General features: G+C 69.8%; 17 protein-coding genes and 1 riboswitch. Of the genes, 6 read left to right on the top strand and 11 right to left on the bottom strand.

The features are described 5' to 3' along the window. On the bottom strand, window positions 1-684 hold the full coding sequence (gene rpe, locus FK531_RS18165; RefSeq protein ID WP_142101808.1) for a ribulose-phosphate 3-epimerase: 684 nt from the start codon (window positions 682-684) through the stop codon (window positions 1-3). A 140-nt stretch (window positions 685-824) separates the two neighbouring features. Between rpe and FK531_RS18160 the strand changes: the two genes are divergently transcribed. The 4 genes from FK531_RS18160 to FK531_RS18145 all read left to right on the top strand — a co-directional run bounded on the left by FK531_RS18160 (window position 825) and on the right by FK531_RS18145 (window position 7,552). After that, window positions 825-2,228, top strand: coding sequence for an FtsW/RodA/SpoVE family cell cycle protein (locus FK531_RS18160; RefSeq protein ID WP_435531064.1), 1,404 nt, complete (start codon window positions 825-827; stop codon window positions 2,226-2,228). 94 nt (window positions 2,229-2,322) lie between these two features. Next, a riboswitch (M-box (ykoK) riboswitch) is annotated at window positions 2,323-2,501 on the top strand. 275 nt (window positions 2,502-2,776) lie between these two features. Further along, the gene (locus FK531_RS18155; RefSeq protein ID WP_142101804.1) at window positions 2,777-4,117 is read left to right on the top strand and encodes a magnesium transporter MgtE N-terminal domain-containing protein; all 1,341 of its coding nucleotides are present in this window, start codon (window positions 2,777-2,779) and stop codon (window positions 4,115-4,117) included. Between the two features lie 7 nt (window positions 4,118-4,124). Beyond that, window positions 4,125-5,780, top strand: coding sequence for an NRAMP family divalent metal transporter (locus tag FK531_RS18150; protein WP_435531068.1), 1,656 nt, complete (start codon window positions 4,125-4,127; stop codon window positions 5,778-5,780). Between the two features lie 227 nt (window positions 5,781-6,007). Next, a complete protein-coding gene (locus FK531_RS18145; protein WP_142101802.1) occupies window positions 6,008-7,552 on the top strand; it encodes an alkaline phosphatase family protein in 1,545 nt (514 codons plus the stop codon). A gap of 136 nt (window positions 7,553-7,688) precedes the next feature. Here the strand turns inward: FK531_RS18145 and lplAB are convergent, their stop codons facing one another. Continuing rightward, window positions 7,689-8,738 (bottom strand): lipoate-protein ligase LplAB, encoded by a 1,050-nt coding sequence (gene lplAB, locus FK531_RS18140; RefSeq protein ID WP_142101800.1) that lies wholly within the window; start codon window positions 8,736-8,738, stop codon window positions 7,689-7,691. Window positions 8,739-9,022: 284 nt separating this feature from the next. Further along, window positions 9,023-9,274, bottom strand: coding sequence for an SHOCT domain-containing protein (locus FK531_RS22780; protein ID WP_246098246.1), 252 nt, complete (start codon window positions 9,272-9,274; stop codon window positions 9,023-9,025). A 393-nt stretch (window positions 9,275-9,667) separates the two neighbouring features. Between FK531_RS22780 and FK531_RS18130 the strand changes: the two genes are divergently transcribed. After that, window positions 9,668-10,021, top strand: a complete 354-nt coding sequence (locus tag FK531_RS18130; RefSeq protein ID WP_142101798.1) for a VOC family protein — start codon at window positions 9,668-9,670, stop codon at window positions 10,019-10,021. On the opposite strand, the gene FK531_RS18125 is transcribed toward FK531_RS18130, so the two are convergent. Genes FK531_RS18125 through def form a run of 4 tightly spaced genes read right to left on the bottom strand, consistent with a single transcriptional unit; the run spans window position 10,022 to window position 13,347 of the window. Then, entirely contained in the window at window positions 10,022-10,387 is a 366-nt protein-coding gene (locus FK531_RS18125) for a hypothetical protein (RefSeq protein ID WP_142101796.1), read from the bottom strand. A gap of 2 nt (window positions 10,388-10,389) precedes the next feature. Next, window positions 10,390-11,868, bottom strand: a complete 1,479-nt coding sequence (locus FK531_RS18120) for an RsmB/NOP family class I SAM-dependent RNA methyltransferase (RefSeq protein ID WP_142101794.1) — start codon at window positions 11,866-11,868, stop codon at window positions 10,390-10,392. After that, window positions 11,865-12,803 (bottom strand): methionyl-tRNA formyltransferase, encoded by a 939-nt coding sequence (gene fmt / locus FK531_RS18115; protein ID WP_142101792.1) that lies wholly within the window; start codon window positions 12,801-12,803, stop codon window positions 11,865-11,867. Before fmt ends, FK531_RS18120 begins: the two co-directional genes overlap by 4 nt. Before the next feature lies 1 nt (window position 12,804). Next, window positions 12,805-13,347, bottom strand: a complete 543-nt coding sequence (gene def / locus FK531_RS18110; RefSeq protein WP_142101791.1) for a peptide deformylase — start codon at window positions 13,345-13,347, stop codon at window positions 12,805-12,807. 334 nt (window positions 13,348-13,681) lie between these two features. Here def and FK531_RS18105 point away from each other — a divergent pair, with 334 nt between their 5' ends. Beyond that, window positions 13,682-13,888 (top strand): hypothetical protein, encoded by a 207-nt coding sequence (locus FK531_RS18105; RefSeq protein ID WP_142101788.1) that lies wholly within the window; start codon window positions 13,682-13,684, stop codon window positions 13,886-13,888. Window positions 13,889-14,002: 114 nt separating this feature from the next. Here FK531_RS18105 and FK531_RS18100 read toward each other — a convergent pair whose 3' ends face one another. The 4 genes from FK531_RS18100 to metK all read right to left on the bottom strand — a co-directional run bounded on the left by FK531_RS18100 (window position 14,003) and on the right by metK (window position 19,466). After that, window positions 14,003-14,962 (bottom strand): esterase/lipase family protein, encoded by a 960-nt coding sequence (locus FK531_RS18100; RefSeq protein ID WP_142101992.1) that lies wholly within the window; start codon window positions 14,960-14,962, stop codon window positions 14,003-14,005. A gap of 131 nt (window positions 14,963-15,093) precedes the next feature. Next, a complete protein-coding gene (locus FK531_RS18095; RefSeq protein ID WP_142101786.1) occupies window positions 15,094-15,825 on the bottom strand; it encodes a PadR family transcriptional regulator in 732 nt (243 codons plus the stop codon). Window positions 15,826-15,948: 123 nt separating this feature from the next. Next, window positions 15,949-18,120, bottom strand: coding sequence for a primosomal protein N' (locus FK531_RS18090; RefSeq protein WP_435531063.1), 2,172 nt, complete (start codon window positions 18,118-18,120; stop codon window positions 15,949-15,951). A gap of 131 nt (window positions 18,121-18,251) precedes the next feature. Next, window positions 18,252-19,466 carry a methionine adenosyltransferase gene (gene metK, locus FK531_RS18085; protein ID WP_142101784.1) on the bottom strand — a complete coding sequence of 405 codons (1,215 nt, stop codon included), beginning with the start codon at window positions 19,464-19,466 and terminating at the stop codon, window positions 18,252-18,254. Window positions 19,467-19,574: the final 108 nt, after the last annotated feature.

Raw genomic sequence — 19,574 nt, 5'->3', positions numbered from 1 at the left:
CTACTGGACGATCGTCAGGTGCGGGGACGCGGCGGCCGCCTGGGCGCGCAGGCCGCGGACCGCGGCGGCGGGATCCGCCGCGCCGTACACCGCGGACCCGGCGACGAAGCAGTCGACGCCGGCCTCGGCGGCGGCCTCGACTGTGTCTACGTTGATGCCGCCGTCGATCTCCACCAGCAGGGTCAGCTCACCCGAGTCCACCAGCTTGCGGACGGCGGCGGCCTTGCTCAGTACCTCCGGCATGAACGACTGCCCGCCGAAGCCGGGTTCGACGCTCATCACCAGGAGGGTGTCGAACTCCTTGAGGATCTCGAGGTACGGCTCGATCGGGGTGCCCGGCTTGACGGACAGGCCCGCCTTGGCCCCGGCCGCCCGGATGTCGCGGGCGACGGCGATCGGATCGTCGGTGGCCTCCGCGTGGAAGGTGACGTTGTGCGCACCGGCCTCGGCGTACGGCGGCGCCCAGCGGCCGGGGTTGTCGATCATCAGGTGGCAGTCGAGCGGAATGTCGGTCGCCTTGAGCAACGACTGCACGACCGGAAGGCCGAGGGTGAGGTTCGGCACGAAATGCGCGTCCATCACGTCGACATGCAGCCAGTCGGAGCCGGCCACGGCGGCGGCCTCGTCGGCGAGTCGGGCGAAATCGGCGGACAGGATGGACGGAGCGATCATCGGGTGAGCCACAGACGCCGAGTTTAGTGGGTGCGTTTCACCGTCGACGACTGTGTGCGCTGCGCCGCCGCCCTCTCGGGCCGCTCCGCCGTGCCCGAATCGTCCCGGATCGGGTTCCTGCAGGTCACCCCCGCGCGCAACCACCGAAGGACATGTCGATAATTGCCGCCATGGCGATCCCGACGCGGCGCCCGGGCGGCCGCACGAACCGCGCGGCAGGGCCCGGTGACGATCACGCCCGGCGCACGGAACTGATTCTGCTCGGGTTCGCGATGGCAGTGACCGTTGCGGGGTGGCTACTCACCGACGCCGGCCAGGGCGTCGCCCTCGACGGCACGATCCTGCGGTACGCGGCCGGACTGGCCGCACTGTTCCTGGTCGCCCACCTGGCGGTCCGGCGGTTCGCCGCCGAGGCCGATCCGCTGATCCTGCCCTGCGTCGCCCTGCTGAACGGCCTCGGGCTCGTCCTGATCTCCGGCCTGGACGCCGCCGAGGCGACCGACGCGAGGTCACACGGAATGCCCGCTCCGACAGCGGACGCCGCGAACCAGATGATCTGGACCGCGATCGGGGTGCTGCTGTTCGCCGGCGTCCTGGCTCTGCTGCGCGATCATCGCGTCCTCGCTCGCTACAGCTACACCACCGGCCTGGCCGGGCTGGTGCTGCTACTGATTCCCGCCGTACTGCCCGCCCGGTTCAGCGAGGTCAACGGGGGCAAGAGCTGGATCATGTTCCACGGATTCTCCGTGCAACCGGGCGAGTTCGCCAAGGTCGCGCTGCTGGTGTTCGTCGCGGCGTATCTGGTGGCGAACCGCGAACTGTTCACCAGTTCAGGCACCCGGTTCCTCGGCATGACCTTCCCCCGGCCTCGCGACATCGGACCGCTGCTCGTGGTCGCGGGCCTGGCGGTGGTCGTGCTGGTGGTAGAGAAGAACCTCGGCTTCTCGCTGCTGATCTTCGGAACTGTGCTGGCGATGGTGTACATCGCGACGAACCGGGTCAGCTGGCTGCTGATCGGTCTGGCGGTGTTCGCGGTCGGCTGCGTGATCGCCTACCAACTGTTCGGCCACGTTCGGGTGCGGGTGCAGACCTGGAGGGACCCGTTCGCCACGTACTACGACACCGGCTACCAGATCTCCCAGTCCCTGTTCGGCCTCGGCACCGGAGGCCTGTTCGGGACCGGCCTCGGCGCCGGACGACCGCAGATCGTCCCGTTCGCGAAGACCGACTTCATCATTGCGACGATCGGCGAGGAGCTCGGTCTGATCGGACTGACCGTCGTGGTGATCTTGTTCCTGGTCATCACATTTCGTGGGTTCAAGGCCGCGCTCGCGGTCGGTGACCCGTTCGGCAAGCTGCTCGCGGCCGGTCTGTCCTTCTCGATCGGATGGCAGGTGTTCGTGGTGGTCGGGGGCGTCACCAAGCTGATCCCCCTCACCGGCATCACGACGCCGTTCATGTCCTACGGCGGGTCGTCGCTACTCGCCAACTACATAATGGTTGCGCTCGTGATCCGGATCTCACACCAGGCGAGGACACCGGCCCGGAGTGAATGAATCACCCACGTGCAGAACATCTTTCATCGCAACACTTGGCGTTTACCAAGCTTTTGGTTGACATCGTCGAATACCGGGTCCACTCTTGCCCCTGCAAGCACCTCGCTAGGCGAGGCGTCTGCACGGACACAGGCCACTGACCCCGAACGTCGAGAGACGCCCCGGGTCAGGACAGCTCCTCCCGGATTAAGGGTTGAGCCCAAGTGGCTTTCGCGACCGGACGGTCAGCGGATACGCCGTGCAGTGCCGAAGCTCTGACGAGAGGGGTGCCCGCTCAGGCGTGCTCGCCTGGGCCCCTCCCCTGCGTGTGACGACGCTGTGCGACGAACGACGCCCCCGTGCGTCCCGACCGCGAGGAGGTGAGGAACGACGTGAGTACCGGCGACAGTCCGCATCCTGATCCGAACCCATCCGCGTTCCACTTCCGCGGCCACAACCGCACCGCCTGATCGCTCGCGTCCCCCCGCACCCGTTCCCGGGTTCGACCGGCCGCGGCGTGCCGCGCGGCGCCGCCGAGTCGCGGCGCCGATCGAGCCAGAGAGCCTCCCATGAACACATTCGATTCGAACGAGTCGACGTCACCGCCGGGCAGTACCCGGGTTGTCTACTTTTCCCGCCTGCGCCGGCTGCCGGTGGTCGCCCTGTCCGGCGAGACCGTCGGTCGCGTCGACGACGTCGTCGTCCGTCTCCGCGGCGTCGACGCCTATCCACTCGTCACCGGCCTGGTCGTCGACATGGGAGGACGCCGGGTGTACCTGTCGACCGACCAGGTCAGCGACCTCACCCCCGACCTGGTGAACCTGTCCAGGAACAAGGTGGACCTGCGCGGATTCGCCCGGCGCGAGGGTGAGGTCCTGCTCGGCGCCGACCTCCTCGACCACCGCCTCATCGACGTTCCGGCGGCCGAACTGGTCCAGGCCTACGACATCGAGATCGAGGACTCCGGCGCAGGCTGGGTGCTCGCCCGCCTCGACACCCGCCGACCCGCCCGACTGTTCGGCCTGATCAAGAGCCAAGGCGGACAGGCGAGTCGCGACTGGAAGGCGTTCGAGCCGCTGATCGGTCACAACCAGTCGGTCGAGGTGCGGCAGGAGGGCGAACGACTGAGCACGCTCAAGCCCGCCCAGATCGCCGACCTGCTCGAGGACGCCACCAAGCGTGAGGGTGGCGAGATCCTCGACCGCGTCCACACCCACCCCGAACTCGAGGCCGACGTCTTCGAGGAGCTCGACCCCGACAAGGCCACCAAGCTGCTCGAAGAGATGACCGACGCCGAGGTGGCGGGCGTGCTCGGCCGCATGCAGGCCGACGACGCGGCCGACGCCGTCGCGGACCTCCGCCAGTCCCGCCGCCGGCGGGTGCTCGAGCTCATGCCCCCCGGTCAGCGCACCAAGGTCGTCACGCTGATGGGGTTCAACCCCTCGAGCGCGGGCGGTCTGATGACCGTGGACGTCGCGTCGTGCGGCGTCACCGACAGTGCCGCCCAAGGACTTTCGGTGATCGCCGGCGCAAAGTCGATGCAGTCCGAGGCATTGCTGAAGGTGCACGTGGTGACCGGGACGGGGCAACTGGTCGGTGTCGTCTCGGTGATCCGCCTCCTGCAGGCCGATCCGGCCGTCCCCGTCGCCGAACTCATGGACTCCGACCCCGTCCGGGTGTCGGCCGACGCCGACCTGACCGATGTCGCCCTGCTGATGGCCGACTACAACCTGGCGACCATTCCCGTGGTCGACGACAGCGACCGGGTCCTGGGCGTGGTGACGGTCGACGACGTACTCGAGGCGACCATCCCCGAGGACTGGCGGCGACGCGAACCCGCACCACGACCCGTCACCGAACCCGCGGCCGGCGCCGCGACCGGACGCGAGCGCGGTGATCGTCGTGACTGAGCACCAGATCGTCGTCACCGCACCGGAACAACCCACCCGAACCGAGGCTCGCCGGACCGCCGTGCTCGACAGCGCGCATCTCGGCGACATCGAAGGCGCGTTCGGCCGGATCAGTGTCACCGACCCCGACACCGGCCGCACGCTCAAGACCCGACTGCTCACGATGGCCGCGATCGTCGGTCCCGGCCTGATCGTGATGGTCGGCGACAACGACGCCGGCGGCGTGGCCACCTATGCGCAGGCAGGCCAGAACTACGGCTACTCCCTGCTGTGGGTACTGCTGCTGCTGATCCCGGTGCTGGTCGTCAACCAGGAGATGGTGGTGCGCCTGGGGGCGGTCACCGGCGTCGGCCACGCGCGGCTGATCAACGAGCGCTTCGGTCGCGGCTGGGGCTGGTTCAGCGTGGGCGACCTGTTCGCCCTGAACTTTCTCACGATCGTCACCGAGTTCATCGGAATCTCCTTGGTGGCAAGCTACTTCGGCATCTCGCGGTACATCGTGGTGCCGACCGCGGCGGTCGCCCTGATCGCGATCATGGCGTCGGGCAGCTTCCGCCGGTGGGAACGGGCGATGTTCGTCTTCATCGCGATCAGCGTCGTACAGATCCCGATGCTGCTGCTCTCCCACCCGGACTGGGGTCAGGCCGCCCGCGACTTCGTGATCCCCGGGATCAAGGGCGGGGTGAGCTCGGACGCGGTGCTGCTGATCATCGCGATCGTCGGCACCACGGTGGCGCCGTGGCAGCTGTTCTTCCAGCAGTCGAACATCATCGACAAGCGGATCACGCCGCGCTTCATCCGCTACGAACGGGCCGACACCGTGCTCGGTGCTGTGGTCGTGGTGATCGGCGCGGCCGCGCTGATGATGACCGCCGACTACGCCGCGCGGTCGACCGGAACCATCGGTGACTTCGTCGACGCGGGTGAGGTCGCACACCTGCTCGGCATGAGCAGCAGCACGCTCGGGTCGATCTTCGCGATCGTGCTGCTCGACGCGTCGATCGTCGGCGCGGCGGCCGTCACGCTGTCGACGAGCTACGCGTTCGGCGACGTCTTCGGTGTCAAGCACTCGCTGCACCGCGGGTTCAAGGACGCCAAGCAGTTCTACCTCTCCTACAGCGCGATGATCGCCCTCGCCGCAGGCATCACGCTGATCCCGGGGGCGCCGCTCGGGTTGATCACCACCGCGGTCCAGGCGCTCGCCGGACTGCTGCTGCCCAGCGCCACGGTGTTCCTGCTGTTGCTGTGCAACGACCGGCAGGTGCTCGGGCCCTGGGCCAACCGCCGCTGGCTCAACATCGTGGCCGGTCTCATCGTCGGGATCCTCCTGCTGCTCTCGGGAATCCTGATGGCCACCACCCTGTTCCCCGACCTCGACGTACGGAGCGTGTCGATCGACCTGGCGGTCGCGATGACCGTCGTGGCCTGCGCCGCGATGCTCGGAGTGAAGGTGCTCGAGCGGCTTCGGGGTGCAGCCGCACCGGCGCCGGCCGTCGAGTTCGACGGGGTCGACAAGTCGCAGTGGCGGATGCCGCCGCTCGCCCTGCTCGAACCCGTCTCGTGGTCGTCGGGGACCAAACTCGGCATGCTCGCCCTGCGCGGCTACCTCGTCGTCGGGGCGATCCTGCTGGTCGTGAAGGCGGTCGAGCTGGGGATGGGCTGACCCGACGGGTGACGAGCGTCGGGCGAGCCACGGACGACCGGTTCAGCGGGAACCGTCGCAGTGGCTCGCCCGCAGTCGTTTCGGCTCCTGAGCTACGACCACCGAAACGGCATAGCGGACAATCGCCCCACAACCTGGCACGTTCTTCGACCCCGTTGTGGCACACCAACTTCGCTACGTCGGAGGCTCCGCTTGCGGGTCGTGACTGCGGGTGAAATCATCGCCATATGGTGCATGGAAACCCGTTCGCGGGACTGTCTCGCCGGGAGTTTCTCGCGAAGGCGACCGCAGTCGGTTCGGTGGCGATGCTCAACTCCTGGGCGAGTCCCATCATCGCCAGGGCACACACCATGTCCGACATCGGCCACGGCTCTCTCAACGACATCGAGCACTTCGTGCTGTTGATGCAGGAGAATCGCTCTTACGATCACTACTTCGGAACACTCTCGGGCGGACGCGGATTCGACGATCCGTCCGCGGCGTGGAAGCAGTTCGGCTACTCGCCCGAACGTGGTGTGGACCCGACGGGATTCATCAACCCGTTCCGGTTGGACACGACCCGGGGTGCGTCGTTGGACGGTGAGTGCATCAACGATCCGGACCACTCGTGGGCCGGCACGCACGAGGCGTGGAACAACGGAGCCAACGACAAGTGGATGCCCATGTCCATTGCCTCGGTCGGCGTCGGCAACGGCCCAGCCGCGATGGGTTACTACACCCGGGAAGACATCCCGATCCACTACCAGCTCGCTGATGCCTTCACCCTGTGCGACAACTACCACTGCTCCGTGCTCGGCCCGACCGACCCCAACCGGCTGTACTGGATGAGCGGAACCATCGACCCCGACGGACTGGCGGGCGGGCCGTTGGTGGAGACGCCGACGTTGATCCCGAAGTTCCAGTACTCCTGGAAGACGTATCCGGAGAGCCTCGAAGAGGCGGGGGTGAGCTGGAAGATTTACAACAACAAGGACTTCGGTCCGGTCTCCTCGGTCGCTCTCGACGGCATGATGGGCTGCTTCAAGCAGGCCCGAGACCCCAACTCCGCCCTGGCCCGCAAGGGAATCGATCCGACCTACCCCCATGATTTCCGCAGCGACGTCGCCAACGGAACGCTACCGGCGGTGTCCTGGGTCATTCCGAACCTTCTCAACTGCGAGCATCCTGCTCTGCCGCCGGCATTCGGCGCCGCAGGCTTCATCGAACTACTCGATATCCTCACGTCGAATCCCGACGTGTGGGCCAAGACCGCGTTGATCATCTCGTACGACGAGCACGGCGGCTTCTTCGATCACGTCACTCCGCCCACCCCGCCGCCGGGCACGCCCGGCGAGTTCCTCACCGTTCCGTTGAGTTCGGTGTCCTCCGCGAAGGGTGTTGCCGGGCCGATCGGACTCGGGTACCGCGTGCCGGCCCTGGTTGTCTCGCCGTACAGCCGCGGCGGCCTGATCGCGTCGGAGGTGTTCGACCACACCTCCCAGCTGCGTTTGCTGGAGAAACGATTCGGTGCGCCGGTGCCGAACCTCACGCCGTGGCGCCGTTCAACGGTCGGGGACATGACGTCGGCATTCAACTTCGCCGCGCCACCCGACACGGGCAAACCGGCGCTGTCCGACCCGGCGGCGGGAACGCGGAACGCCGTCCTGCAGTGCGGACCCAACATGGCGACGGGAACCCTCGGCAAGGGCGCCCCGTACCCGGTGCCGCCGAACCGGATGCCAACCCAGGAACCTGGTACACGGCCGGCGCCGTCCGGCGTGGTTGCGCGGTAGCACGACCGGCCGTCGTTACTCGAACCCGTCTCGTCGTCGGGGACCAAACTCGGCATGCTCGCCCTGCGCGGCTACCTCGTCGTCGGGGCAATCCTGCTGGTCGTGAAGGCGGTCGAGCTTGGGACGGGCTGACCGGTCACGGCACCCGGTACGTCCATTCGGGGTTGGTGAACTTGGCCTCGACCAGTTCCCGCGCGGCGGCCAGTTCGGCGTCGGTGTAGGTGGATTCACGGGTGTCGTAGCGGTCGCGGAAGTGCGCGACGAAGGCGGCGATGATGTCGGCGCGGGCCATGCCGGTCTGCGCCGACATCGGGTCGACCCGCTTGCCGGAACTGGTGATGCCCTTGTCGGAGATCTTCTCCCGGCCGATGCGCAGCACCTCGGTCATCTTGTCGGCGTCGATGTCGTAGGCCATGGTCACGTGGTGCAACACCGCGCCCGCGACGAACCGCTTCTGCGCGGCGCCGGCGATCTTGCCGTGTTCGGAGGCGATGTCGTTGAGCGGGACGTAGCGGGCCTTGATGCCGACGTCGGCGAGCGCGCCCATCACCCACTGATCCAGGAACTCGTAGGAGCGCTCGAAGCTCAGGCCGTCGACCAGCGAGGTGGGCACCGACAGCGAGTAGGTGATGCAGTTACCCGGTTCCATGAACATCGCGCCGCCGCCGGAGATGCGCCGCACGATACCAATGCCGTGCCGCGCGGCGGCCGCCTCATCCACCTCGTTGCGCACCGACTGGAAGGAGCCGAGCACCACCAGTGGCGAAGCCCAGTCCCAGAACCGCAATGTCGGGCGGCGGGTGCCTGCGGCGACCTCACGGGTGATCACCTCGTCGAGTGCGACGTGCATCGCCGGGTCGAGCACCACCGGTGCGATCACGTCGAAGGTGTGGTCGTGCCAGCTCGTCGCGTGGCCGAGGGCACGCCGGATCGCGATGCCGACCGATTCGGGGGTGAAACCGATCATCGACGCCTCGGCGCCGAGTGCCCGGGTGATGGCCTGACCGAACTGCGCGGCGTCGGCGGTAACGGGCATGTCGGTCACCGCCTCGACGATGTCGTCGAGTGCCTCGTCCGGCTCGAGGAAGAAGTCCCCCGACAACGACACCTGCGCCAGGCGACCGTCCTCGACCTCGACGTCGACTACCACGAGCTTGCCACCGGGTACCTTGTACTCACCACGCATACCGGGCAGCCTATCGACGTTCGAGCAACGGCCCGATCGGGGTGGAGACTGCCAGCACCACCGGCACCGCCCGGAATCCCCACAGCAGCCGAGTTCGGGGTGAAGCCGTGGCTGGCGGCCGACGAGGAGCGACTGCTGCGCAGGCGGCGGATGTCGAGCGCGCCCGACTGCTTGTCGAGGGTCTGGTCGGGAGGTGCGGATGGCCAACATCTCACGCAGCGGACCGACGGCAAGCTCGAGGTGAGTCGTGAAAGTGACTGCGGCGCAGGTCGTTCGACCGTCCGTCACATGCGAGCGAGGATTTCGACCTTCTTCGCTGCGAACTCGTCGTCGGTGAGCACACCTGCGTCGCGGAGCTGCCCCAGTTTCGCCAGCTGCTCCATCGGGTCGCCTGCGCTGGCGTTCTCGAGGGTTGGCGCGCTGGGCTGCGACGATCCGGTCAGGTGATGGCGCGTGTTCGCCAGGGCGTGCGCGGCGAGGCGCGCGTCGTGCGCGGCGAGGCGCGCGTCGTGCGCGACGCGGTTGATGATCGTCACCGCTTCACGGGGATTGGGAATGTCCCGGATTGCGGCATGACGGAACGACGCAGGAAGGGCCACAGTCGCCACACCGATGTCGACATGGCGAACCTGACCCGCGTTCGCCGGTCCCGGTCGCGGGCAGTTCCGTCGCGATGACCGAATGCACCGCAGTAGGCGACCGGGCCCCGGCAGCGATCACTGTCGGGGATGCGACCAATGCCCGTTACGCGCAGCGAATTCAACCAGACCGCCCACCAACCGAATCCACTGCCCTCCACACGATCGACAGCAGCCTTGATTCGATCGGCATGGAACCGGCCGGTACCGAGGCCGCAGAATCACTCCGGGTCGACATGCGGAGAAGTCCGTCCGATGATCGACCTCACCCCTTTCGGACAGGAGAACCGCATGCGCGTCACCAGAATCACCACCAACCTGCCGGTCGCCGACATCGACGCCGCCAAGGTCTTCTACACCGACTTCCTCGGCCTGAGCGCCGAGGAGTTCAACCTCGGCTGGGTGGCCCGCTACACCTCTCCTGAGACCGGCGCCCACGTTCAGCTCGTCACCCACGACGCCACAGCGCCGGAGGACTCGGCGATCTCCGTGCACGTCGACGACGTCGACGCCGCCCATGACGCGGCGGTCCGGGCAGGCTACGCGGTCGTGCACCCGCTGACCACCGAATCGTGGGGTGTGCGGCGGTTCTTCGTGCGGGCCCCGGACGGGACCGTCGTCAACGTCGTCGCGCACCACGACTGATCACACCGGAGCGACCGGATCGAGTGCGACCACCACCGTCACTGCCCCGGCGTCGTCCCGTCCGCTCACGGCGTGCCCGATTCTCGTGCCGCCCGGCAAGTGCACCTCGAGCGGCCCGCCGGCGCCGGTGAAGTTGCGCCACCACGACTTCCCGTCCGGCACCGCGACGCGGATCAGCACGTGGTCACCCCGCCGCCGGTACGCGACCGGCAGTTCGACGCGGGTTCCCGAACGGCGTCCGGTATAGCCGATCATCACGATCCCGCGACCCAGCGTCCGGCCGACGAGCGGCACGCCGAGCGCCGGAACGACCAGACGATTGGCCAGGCAGTTGGCGCGGGCCACCGACCTCTGGAACGCGGTCATGGCTACTCCGGCTTGCGCAGCGCAGCCATGAACATCGCGTCGGTGCCGTGCCGATGCGGCCACAGCTGCACCCCCGGGCCCTCGCCGAGGTCGGGCACGCCCGGAACGAGCTCGCGGGTGTCCAGCGGGACCACCCCGTGCCGGCGGACGGCGTCCGCGACCACCGCAACCGTCTCCGACAGGTGCGGCGAGCAGGTCGAGTAGAGCACCACCCCGCCGGGACGGACCAGCGAGATCGCCGAGGCGAGCAGTTCGCGCTGGAGCTTCACCAGCGCCGCGACGTCGGAGGGCTGGCGGCGCCAGCGCGCCTCGGGCCGCCGGCGCAGCGCGCCGAGACCGGTGCACGGCGCGTCCACGAGCACCCGGTCGTACCCCGGTGCGAGTCCCGGCTCGCGGCCGTCGGCGACATGGACGTCCACCGGCAGCCCGCGAGTGGTCTTGCGGACCAGGTCGGCGCGGTGCTCGGCGGGCTCGACCGCGTCCACCCGCGCACCCTCGATGTCGGCGAGCGCCCCGAGCAGCGCGGCCTTGCCGCCGGGGCCCGCACACAGGTCGAGCCAGCGCCCACCGTCGTCACCGACCACCGGCGCCAGGGTCAACGCCCGCGCCACGAGCTGGCTGCCCTCGTCCTGGACACCGGCGAGTCCCTCGCGCACGGCGTCGAGCTGTCCCGGGTCGCCGCCGTCGAGATGCACCGCGTACGGCGAGTACGGTCCCACCTCGCCGCCGGTGACCAGCGCCAGCTCCTCCGCCGAGATCTCCCCCGGCCGCGCCACCAGGTGCACCACCGGGCGGGCGTCGTCCGCGGCGAGCACCGCTTCCAGCTCCGCCGCGTCCGCACCGAGCGCGTCGGCGAAGGCCTGCGCGATCCACACCGGATGCGCGTACTCGAACGCCAGATGCCCCACCGGGTCCGACGCAGCGTCCGGCGCGAGCTCGGCCACCCACTGGTCCTCGGACTTCTCGGCGACCCGCCGCAGCACCGCGTTGACGAATCCCGCCTTGCCGCCGCCGAATTCGCCACGCACCAGGTCCACCGACGTCGCGACCGCCGCATGCGGGGCGATCCGGGTGCGCAACAGCTGGTAGGCACCCAGGCGCAGCACGTCGAGCAGCGGGCCGTCGATCTCGTCGACCGACCGGCCCGCGCCGGCCGCGATGACGGCGTCGAGCAGTCCGCGGGCCCGGCTCGCGCCGTAGGCAAGTTCGGTGGCGAGGGCGGCGTCGCGGCCGTCCATCTTCCGGTCCCGGAGCAGGCCGGGGAGTACCAGGTTCGCGTAGGCGTCGCGTTCGCGGACCGCGCGCAGCACGTCGCGTGCCGCGAGCCGCGGCTGGTCGACTCCCGCGTCGTCCGGCCGGCGGGGCTGACGCGGCCGGGTGTTCGGGCCGCCCTTGCCGGCCCTGGCCTTGCCGGCCCCGCCGTCGCCGCTCTTCGACGGATTCGCCCGGTTTCCACGGGAAGGTCTGCGGGATTCGGTCACTGTGCACGCACCTCGGGGTCGAGGCGCGCTCCGCGCGCCCAGTCGGCGGCCGCCATGGCCTTCTTGCCTTGTGGCTGAACCTGACTCAGCCGGACCGCGGTCGTCGCGGTCCCGACGTAGCAGCCGTCCTTGCGGACCAGGAACTGGCCGGGTTCGAGCGATTCGTCGAGCAGTGCCGCCTCGACCGGGGTGACCGGACCGACCTTGAGCCGGAGCTCCCCCACCTGCGTCCACGCGCCGGGCGCCGGCGTGACGGCGCGGATCTGCCGGTCCACCGCGAGCGCCGGACCGTCCCACCGGATCCGCGCGGACTCCACCGTCACCTTCGGCGCGTGCGAGACGCCCTCCTCGGGCTGCGGAATCGGCCGGAGCGTTCCGTCCTCGATGCCGTCGAGCACCGAATCCAGCAGCACCGCACCGCTTTCCGCGAGCCGGCCGAGCAGCTCGCCCGCGGTGTCCTCGGGGCGGATCCGCTCGGTCATGACACCGAAGACGGGCCCGGTGTCCAGACCCTCCTCGAGCAGGAACGCGCTGGCTCCGGTCATGTCGTCGCCGGCCGCGATCGACGCCTGCACGGGCGCCGCGCCGCGCCAGGCCGGCAGCAGCGAGAAGTGCAGGTTCACCCAACCGTGCTTCGGGACGTCGAGCACCGGTCGCGGCAGCAGCGCACCATACGCGACCACGGGAGCGCAGTCGGGGGCGAGTTCGGTGAGCCGGGCGAGGAACTCGGGATCGGATGCCCGCGCCGGGGTGAGCACCTCGATGCCGTGTTCGTCGGCCAGCAGCCCGACCGGCGACCGGGTCACCTTCCGTCCGCGGCCCGCGATCGCGTCGGGTCGGGTGATCACAGCCACCACCTCGTGCCGCGACGAGGCGAGCAACCGGGCCAACGAAGGGACCGCGGGCTCCGGGGTGCCGGCGAAGACGATCCGCATGTCAGCGTCCCCCCGCCGGCGCCGCGGCCTCGGTCGAGACGGTGATGCCCGCACGGAACCAGTCCGACTCCCGGATCACCCGCATCGCGTCCTTACGGTCGGCGGGTTCGAGGCGCGCGAGGAAGAGGACGCCGTCGAGGTGGTCGGTCTCGTGCTGGACGCAGCGCGCCATGATGCCCTCGCACTCGAAGCTGACCGGCTCGCCGTGCATCGTGACGCCCTTGGCCCGCACCGTCAGTGCGCGCCTGCAGTCGGCGCGCACCCCGGGGATCGACAGGCAGCCCTCCGGTCCGACCTGCTCCCCCGACCCGAGGACCTCGTAAGTCGGGTTCACCAGGTGCCCCGACAGCCCGCCGCAGTTGTAGGTGAACACCCGCAGGCCGACGCCGATCTGCGGTGCCGCGATGCCCGCGCCGCCGCGGTCGTGCATGGTGTCGGTCAGGTCCTCGACCAGCTGGTGCAACTCCCGGTCGAAGTCGACGACCTCGTCCGCGCGTGTCCGCAGGACGGGATCGCCGAACAGGCGGACGGGCTGAATACTCACGAGGCTGCTCCGGCTTGTCGAATGTGTACGTGTGTGCGCCCACTGTTGCAGCGGGTCCGGTGTAGCAACAGTCTAGGGAAGCCGGGAAACGGTTCGAACCACACCGGTCCGAGGCGGCGCCGCGCCCGCCACGGCCTCACGGTGACCGATTGGCCGGATTCGAGATGTACCAACCGACCAATTCGCGAAATGTTTGCGAACACGGCGCGTGTAATAGTGCCCAACCGGGCGCGAGCGGTATTGACTGTCAGTGTTGTTCGGTCCGGCGGTGCGCGGGAAGTCGAATTGCGTCCGCCGGCCCTTGGAATTGTCGCGCACTCACATGGAGGTTGACATGGCCGCTACTGACAACAAGTTGATCAAGGCCTGGGAGGGCAAGTCGATCGAGGACATCGCCAAGGCCCCGGTCACGGCCCTGCAGGGCGTGAGCGACGGCGACGCGGAGAAGCTGGCAGCGGCATTCAACATCAAGACCGTCGGCGACCTCGGTACCAACAAGTTCTTCCTCTGGGCTCAGGCGTTCGCCAAGCTGGCCGAGTAGTCCCCGCCTCACCCTTTCGACACCGAATTCGCCCGACGTCTGTCGCGTCGGGCGAATTCGGTGTCGAACTGTTTTCCGGGTCAGCCTGCATTCCGGGTCGGCGCTGATTCCGGGTCAGCGCCCCACCATTCCCGCCATTCCCGTTCCCAGCGGCACCGATTGGCACGGCGCGACCGGCGCAGACGGGTCGAGTGCGGCAACCACGAGGGACACCGTGAACGGGTCGTACACCATGTTCATGTGCCCGGTCTGGTCCTGCGGGCAGCGGTCCTGAATCAGGATGTTCTCGGCGCCCGGACCGTGCAGCGACACATTCGAGAACGGCTGGATCATCTCGTCGAACCGGGTTCCGATTGTGGTGTATCCCACGCCGGGAACGGTGTCCGTGCCGGCGTTCAGCCCGTTCAGGAAGTCCGAGCCCTGCATCTGCTGGGCGACGGCGGTAGTGGTGACCAACCCGACCGCATCCTTGGCGCCCGGCACCGATTCCACCAGCGGCACCAACCCGTAGAACACCCCGCCGTAGCTGGGTGAGGCCAGACCGACCCACTGGTCGACGACCGCGGACCCGCCGAGCCGGTTGACGAAGTAGCGGGTGACGGTCGCGCCCTGCGAGTAGCCGACCAGGTCGACCTTCGCGGCTCCCGTCGCGGCCAGCACGCGGTGGGTGAAGTCGGCGACCTGCCCGGCGCTGAGATACATGTCCTCGGTCCCGAAGGAGCGGCCGCCGGCCTTGCCGCCGTAGTTCAGTGCGAAGACGCAGATTCCACGGTCCTTCAACCGGGGCGCGATCTCCGACCAGTCCGAGTAGGCGCTGGCGTCGCTACCGTGGGCGAGGATCACCGGATACGGGTGCGTGGACGTGGGGCGGCAGGAGAAGTCGTTGGTGCCGGCGGGTGCGCTGCCGGGATGGGTGTCGGAGTAGTTCGCGGCATCGAGGTGGGTGAGCTGCGGCGGGCCGCTGGTCGTCGGCACCTCGGAGACAGACATGATCCCGACCGCGGGCGGCACCGCGGCTGCGAGCGCAGGCGAGCCGCCACCGAGAGCCGCGGCCAACGCTGCGGCGCACGCCATCGTCGTTCGCCTCATCGTGTCCTCCCCCGTCCTGAGGATGCCGAGTCGCTAGGCCCATCATGGCCCGATGCTGTGTCGATGCCCACCGCGGACACGGTCACGATCTCGGCACGGGCTGCCCCGGGTTCAGGTCAACGCGAGGTCTCGGGATCGCTCTCGTCCGGGCTCTCCACCGTGGTCGGCTCGTCGGCCAGGATGCGGTAGAGCGCGCGCCGCGCCTCGACGAGGACCTCGCCCGCCGCCCGCGCCTGATCGGGTGTGCCCACCGATGCGACCTGCCGGACGGCCCCGGTCAGTGCTCCGACGAGCTCGCGCAGATCCCGCGCCTCGCGCCCGACCCCGGCCCGCACCTCACCCCAGGGGTCGCCGAGTTCGCCCTTGTTCTCCTCGACGAAGGTCACGCCGGACTCGGTCAGTCGGGCGGTCTTGCGGCCGGCGACCTTCTCGATCAGCACCAGACCCTCGTCCTCGAGCTGGGCCAGCGCCGGGTAGACCGAGCCGGGGCTCGGCTTCCACAGTCCGTCACTGCGTTCCGCGATCCGCTGGATCAGCTCGTAGCCGTGCATCGGCGACTCCGCCAGCAGCAGCAAGACCGCCGCCCGCACGTCTCCGCGCCTGCCCCGGCCGCCTCGCCCGCGACCCCGGCCGAAGTGCTCGCCGCCGGGTCCACCCCGGTGGTCGTGGCGTCCGCCGCCGAAGCCGCCGCGCCGCTCGCCGCCGTGTTGCGCCCCGCGCCGTCCCGGCCCGAAGCCGGCGTCCGGCCCGAAGCCGAAGTCCGCACCGAATCCGTCGGCGCGACGGTCCCGGCCCACGTGTCCGGGGTGGCGCCGTCCGCGCCCGTTGTGTCGTTGCATGTTCTCCATGTCGTGCTCCTTCTCGGTCGGCCGACGCGATCCTCGGACCGCGCCACCGTTCAGTCGATTACGTATTCGACGATATATCGGCAATAGCTCGACTGCAAGGGTCGACTCGATCACACCACGGTTTCAGCCGATCCGGACGGGGTCCATCTGCACCCGCACCGACCCCTGCTCCCGGCGGGCCCCGCGCACAGCCTGCGCCTGCGCCAGCGCCGCCGCCAGCGCGCCGCCCGCCCCGCGCGGCGCCCGCAGGAGCATGCGCTCGACCTCCGCGGGCTCCGGACCGTCGCCCGCGAAGGGCAGTCGGGCCCCCGGCGGCAACGGCACCGGACCGAGCAACTCCACCTCGTCGGGGAGTTTCGCCGCTGCGAGGAGGTCCTCGATCGCCGCATGCGTGCCGTCGACCGCCGCGAGGTGCACCGCGGGCGGAAACCGGACCTCCGCCCGTTCCGCCAGCTGCGACTGCGCGGCGCCGACCGGATCCCACCGCACCAGCGCCTGGACCGTCGGCAGTCCCGAGTCCGCGACCACCACAACGCGACCACCCTCGCTCGCAGGCCGCACCAGCGAGCCGGCCGTCATCCAGCGTCGCAGAGTCTCCTCCTCCGCCCGCAGGTCCGCCCGGCCGAGCAGGGCCCAGCCGTCGAGCAGCAACGCGGCCCCGTACCCGCCGGGCATCACCGGTTCGGCCCCGACCGTCGAAACAACCAGGGCTGCACCGGATTTCACAGTAGTGATCACGGCGTCGCCACCAGAAGTGTGCACCGGGACACCCGGGAAGGCTCGACCGAGTTCCTCCGCGGTGCGGCCCGCGCCGACCAGCACCGCCCGCAACGACCGGGCACCGCACGCGTGGCAGCGGTGCGCCGCGTCGGCGACCCCGCACCAGCGACAGGTCGGGGTGCCCGCCCCGTCCGGCCCGACCGCCGACGGCAGCGACAGCGGCCCGTTGCAGCGACGGCACCGAGCGGGCGTCCGGCACTTGCCGCAGGCCAGCGACGGCACGTACCCGCGCCGCGGGACCTGCACCAGGACGCCCGCACCCGCGGACAACGCCTCCCGAGCCGCCGCGAACGCCACCGCGGGCAGTCGGGCGGCCCGCGCACCCGGGTCCCGCGCCAACGCCTGGTCACTGTCGGCGAGCGCGGTGACCTGCGGGGCCCGCGCCCGCACCTGAGGCCGGGCCGCGACGAGATCGTGGGCCCAGCCGGAATCCACCAGTGCCTGCGCCTCCGCGGTCCGCGCGTGGCCGCCGAGCACCACCGCGCACCCCGTCCCGTGCCCGCGCAGCAACGCGACCTCCCGGGTGTGCGGGTACGGGGCACGGGGCTCGGCGTGACTGTCGTCGCCGTCGTCCCAGACCGCGACCAGCCCGAGGTCCGGCACCGGCGCGAAGACCGCGCTGCGGGTGCCGACCACGATCCGCGCGGTACCGCGCAGCGCCGCGAGCCAGCGGCGGTAGCGCATCGCGGGGCCAAGGCCCGCGGCCAGCGGGACGACCAGGTCGTCCCCGGCGACGTCCACGCAGGCCGCCGCGACCCGGTCGAGATCCTTCTGGTCCGGCACCACGAGAACAGCGGACTGTCCGCGCCGAGCCACTACCGCGGCAAGTTCGGCGAGCCGCCGCGGCCAGTCGTCGCCCGGCAACGCCTGCCAGACCGCCCGCGGTCCGCGTCCGTCGGCCACCGCCGCGACGAACCCCGCGCCGTGCTGGTACGCGGCCCACGCCGCCACCTCCACCTCCGCCACCTGGTCCGGCGTGAACTGACCGTTCAGGCTCTCGGTAGACCTGAACGGTCCGTTCACACCCACTGGGCCGGGCGACGGAGCGGGCGGTGGTTCCTTCTCGGGCGAAGCCTCGGGCAGCGATACCGCCTCGGGCGAAGCCTCGGGCAGCGATACCGCCTCGGGCGGGGCCTCGGGAATCTGTTCTGCCTCGACCCGCGCGTGCCGGGGCGGGATCGCCAACCGCAACACGTCCGCCCTGGTGCCGGCGTAGCGGGCCGCGACGGCGTCGACCAGCGCGGCGACCTCGGGTGTCAACACCCGCTCGGCGGAGACCACCCGGTCCAGCCAGCCGAGCTTGCCGGGATGGTCACTGACCGCGATGCGCTCGACGAGGAAGCCGTCGACGAGTCGTCCCGCGAACCGGACCCGGACCCGGACGCCCGGCTGGGCCTGCTCGTCGAACTCACGCGGGACCAGGTAGTCGAACTCGCGGTCCAGGTGCGCGAGCGGCAGCATCGGCAGCACCCGGGCGACGGGCAGGAGTTCGGCCGGTTCACGGGTCGCCGTCACCGAATCCCCTCACAGAGACGGTGACACGACCCGAGGCTGAAACCTCGCCCGAGGCTCCGCCCGAGAGAACATCGCCCGAGAGCGCACGAGCCGCCCACCACGATCGGTGAGCGGCTCGCGGCAGCGTGCATCTAGAGCCCGGCGGCCGCGCGCAGCTTCTCGGCGCGGTCCGTGTGCTCCCACGGCAGGTCGATGTCGGTGCGACCGAAGTGTCCGTACGCCGCGGTCGGCGCATAGATCGGACGCAGCAGGTCCAGGTCGCGGATGATCGCGCCCGGGCGCAGGTCGAAGATCTCGGTGATCGCCGACTGGATCCGCGCGGGATCGACCTTCTCGGTGCCGAACGTCTCCACGAACAGCCCGACCGGGGCGGCCTTGCCGATCGCGTACGCGACCTGGACCTCGATGCGCTCGGCCAGGCCCGCGGCGATCGCGTTCTTGGCCACCCAGCGCATCGCGTAGGCCGCGCTGCGGTCCACCTTCGACGGGTCCTTGCCGGAGAACGCGCCTCCGCCGTGGCGGGCCATGCCGCCGTAGGTGTCGACGATGATCTTGCGGCCGGTCAGGCCGGCGTCGCCCATCGGGCCGCCGAGCACGAACTTGCCGGTCGGGTTGACGAGCAGCCGCACGTCGGAGGTGTCAAGGGTGTCGACGCCGAGCTCGGCGAGCACCGAACCCAGCACCTTCTCGCGGATGTCCGGGGTCAACAGGTTGTCGAGGTCGATGTCGGCGGCGTGCTGGGTGGACACGACGACGGTGTCGAGCCGGACGGCCATGTCGCCGTCGTACTCGATGGTGACCTGGGTCTTGCCGTCCGGACGCAGGTACGGCAGCACACCCGACTTGCGGACCTCGGTGAGCCGCCGCGAGAGCCGGTGGGCGAGCGCGATCGGCAGCGGCATGAGCTCGGGGGTGTCGGTGCAGGCGTACCCGAACATCAGACCCTGGTCGCCGGCGCCCTGACGGTCGATCTCGTCGTCGGTGACGCCGTCGACTCGGGCCTCGTGCGAATGGTCGACGCCCTGCGCGATCTCCGGGGACTGCGCACCGATGGCGATGTTCACGCCGCACGAGTTGCCGTCGAAGCCCTTGGCCGAGGAGTCGTACCCGATCTCGAGGACCTTGTCACGGACGATCTTCGGGATGTCGGCGTACGCAGAGGTGGTGACCTCGCCGGCGACGTGGACCTGACCCGTGGTCACCAACGTCTCGACGGCGACGCGGCTGCGCGGATCCTGCTCGAGCAGGGCGTCGAGGATCGAGTCACTGATCGCGTCACAGATCTTGTCCGGATGTCCCTCGGTCACGGACTCGCTGGTGAATAGCCGACTACCGGACTTGCTCACAGATCTCCCTCTCGCCAACGGCTGTTGTGTGTCGCGCACGACCTGCGCCCTTCGAGGACCCTACGTGCGCGGTGGGGCGGAACGAACAATTCAAATCACGAAACTGGT

It is taken from the genome of Rhodococcus spelaei (assembly GCF_006704125.1).
GTDB classification, from domain to species: domain Bacteria; phylum Actinomycetota; class Actinomycetes; order Mycobacteriales; family Mycobacteriaceae; genus Rhodococcus_G; species Rhodococcus_G spelaei.
The sequence above is the reverse complement of the archived record's forward strand: the minus strand, read 5'-3'. Positions and strand labels throughout refer to the sequence as shown.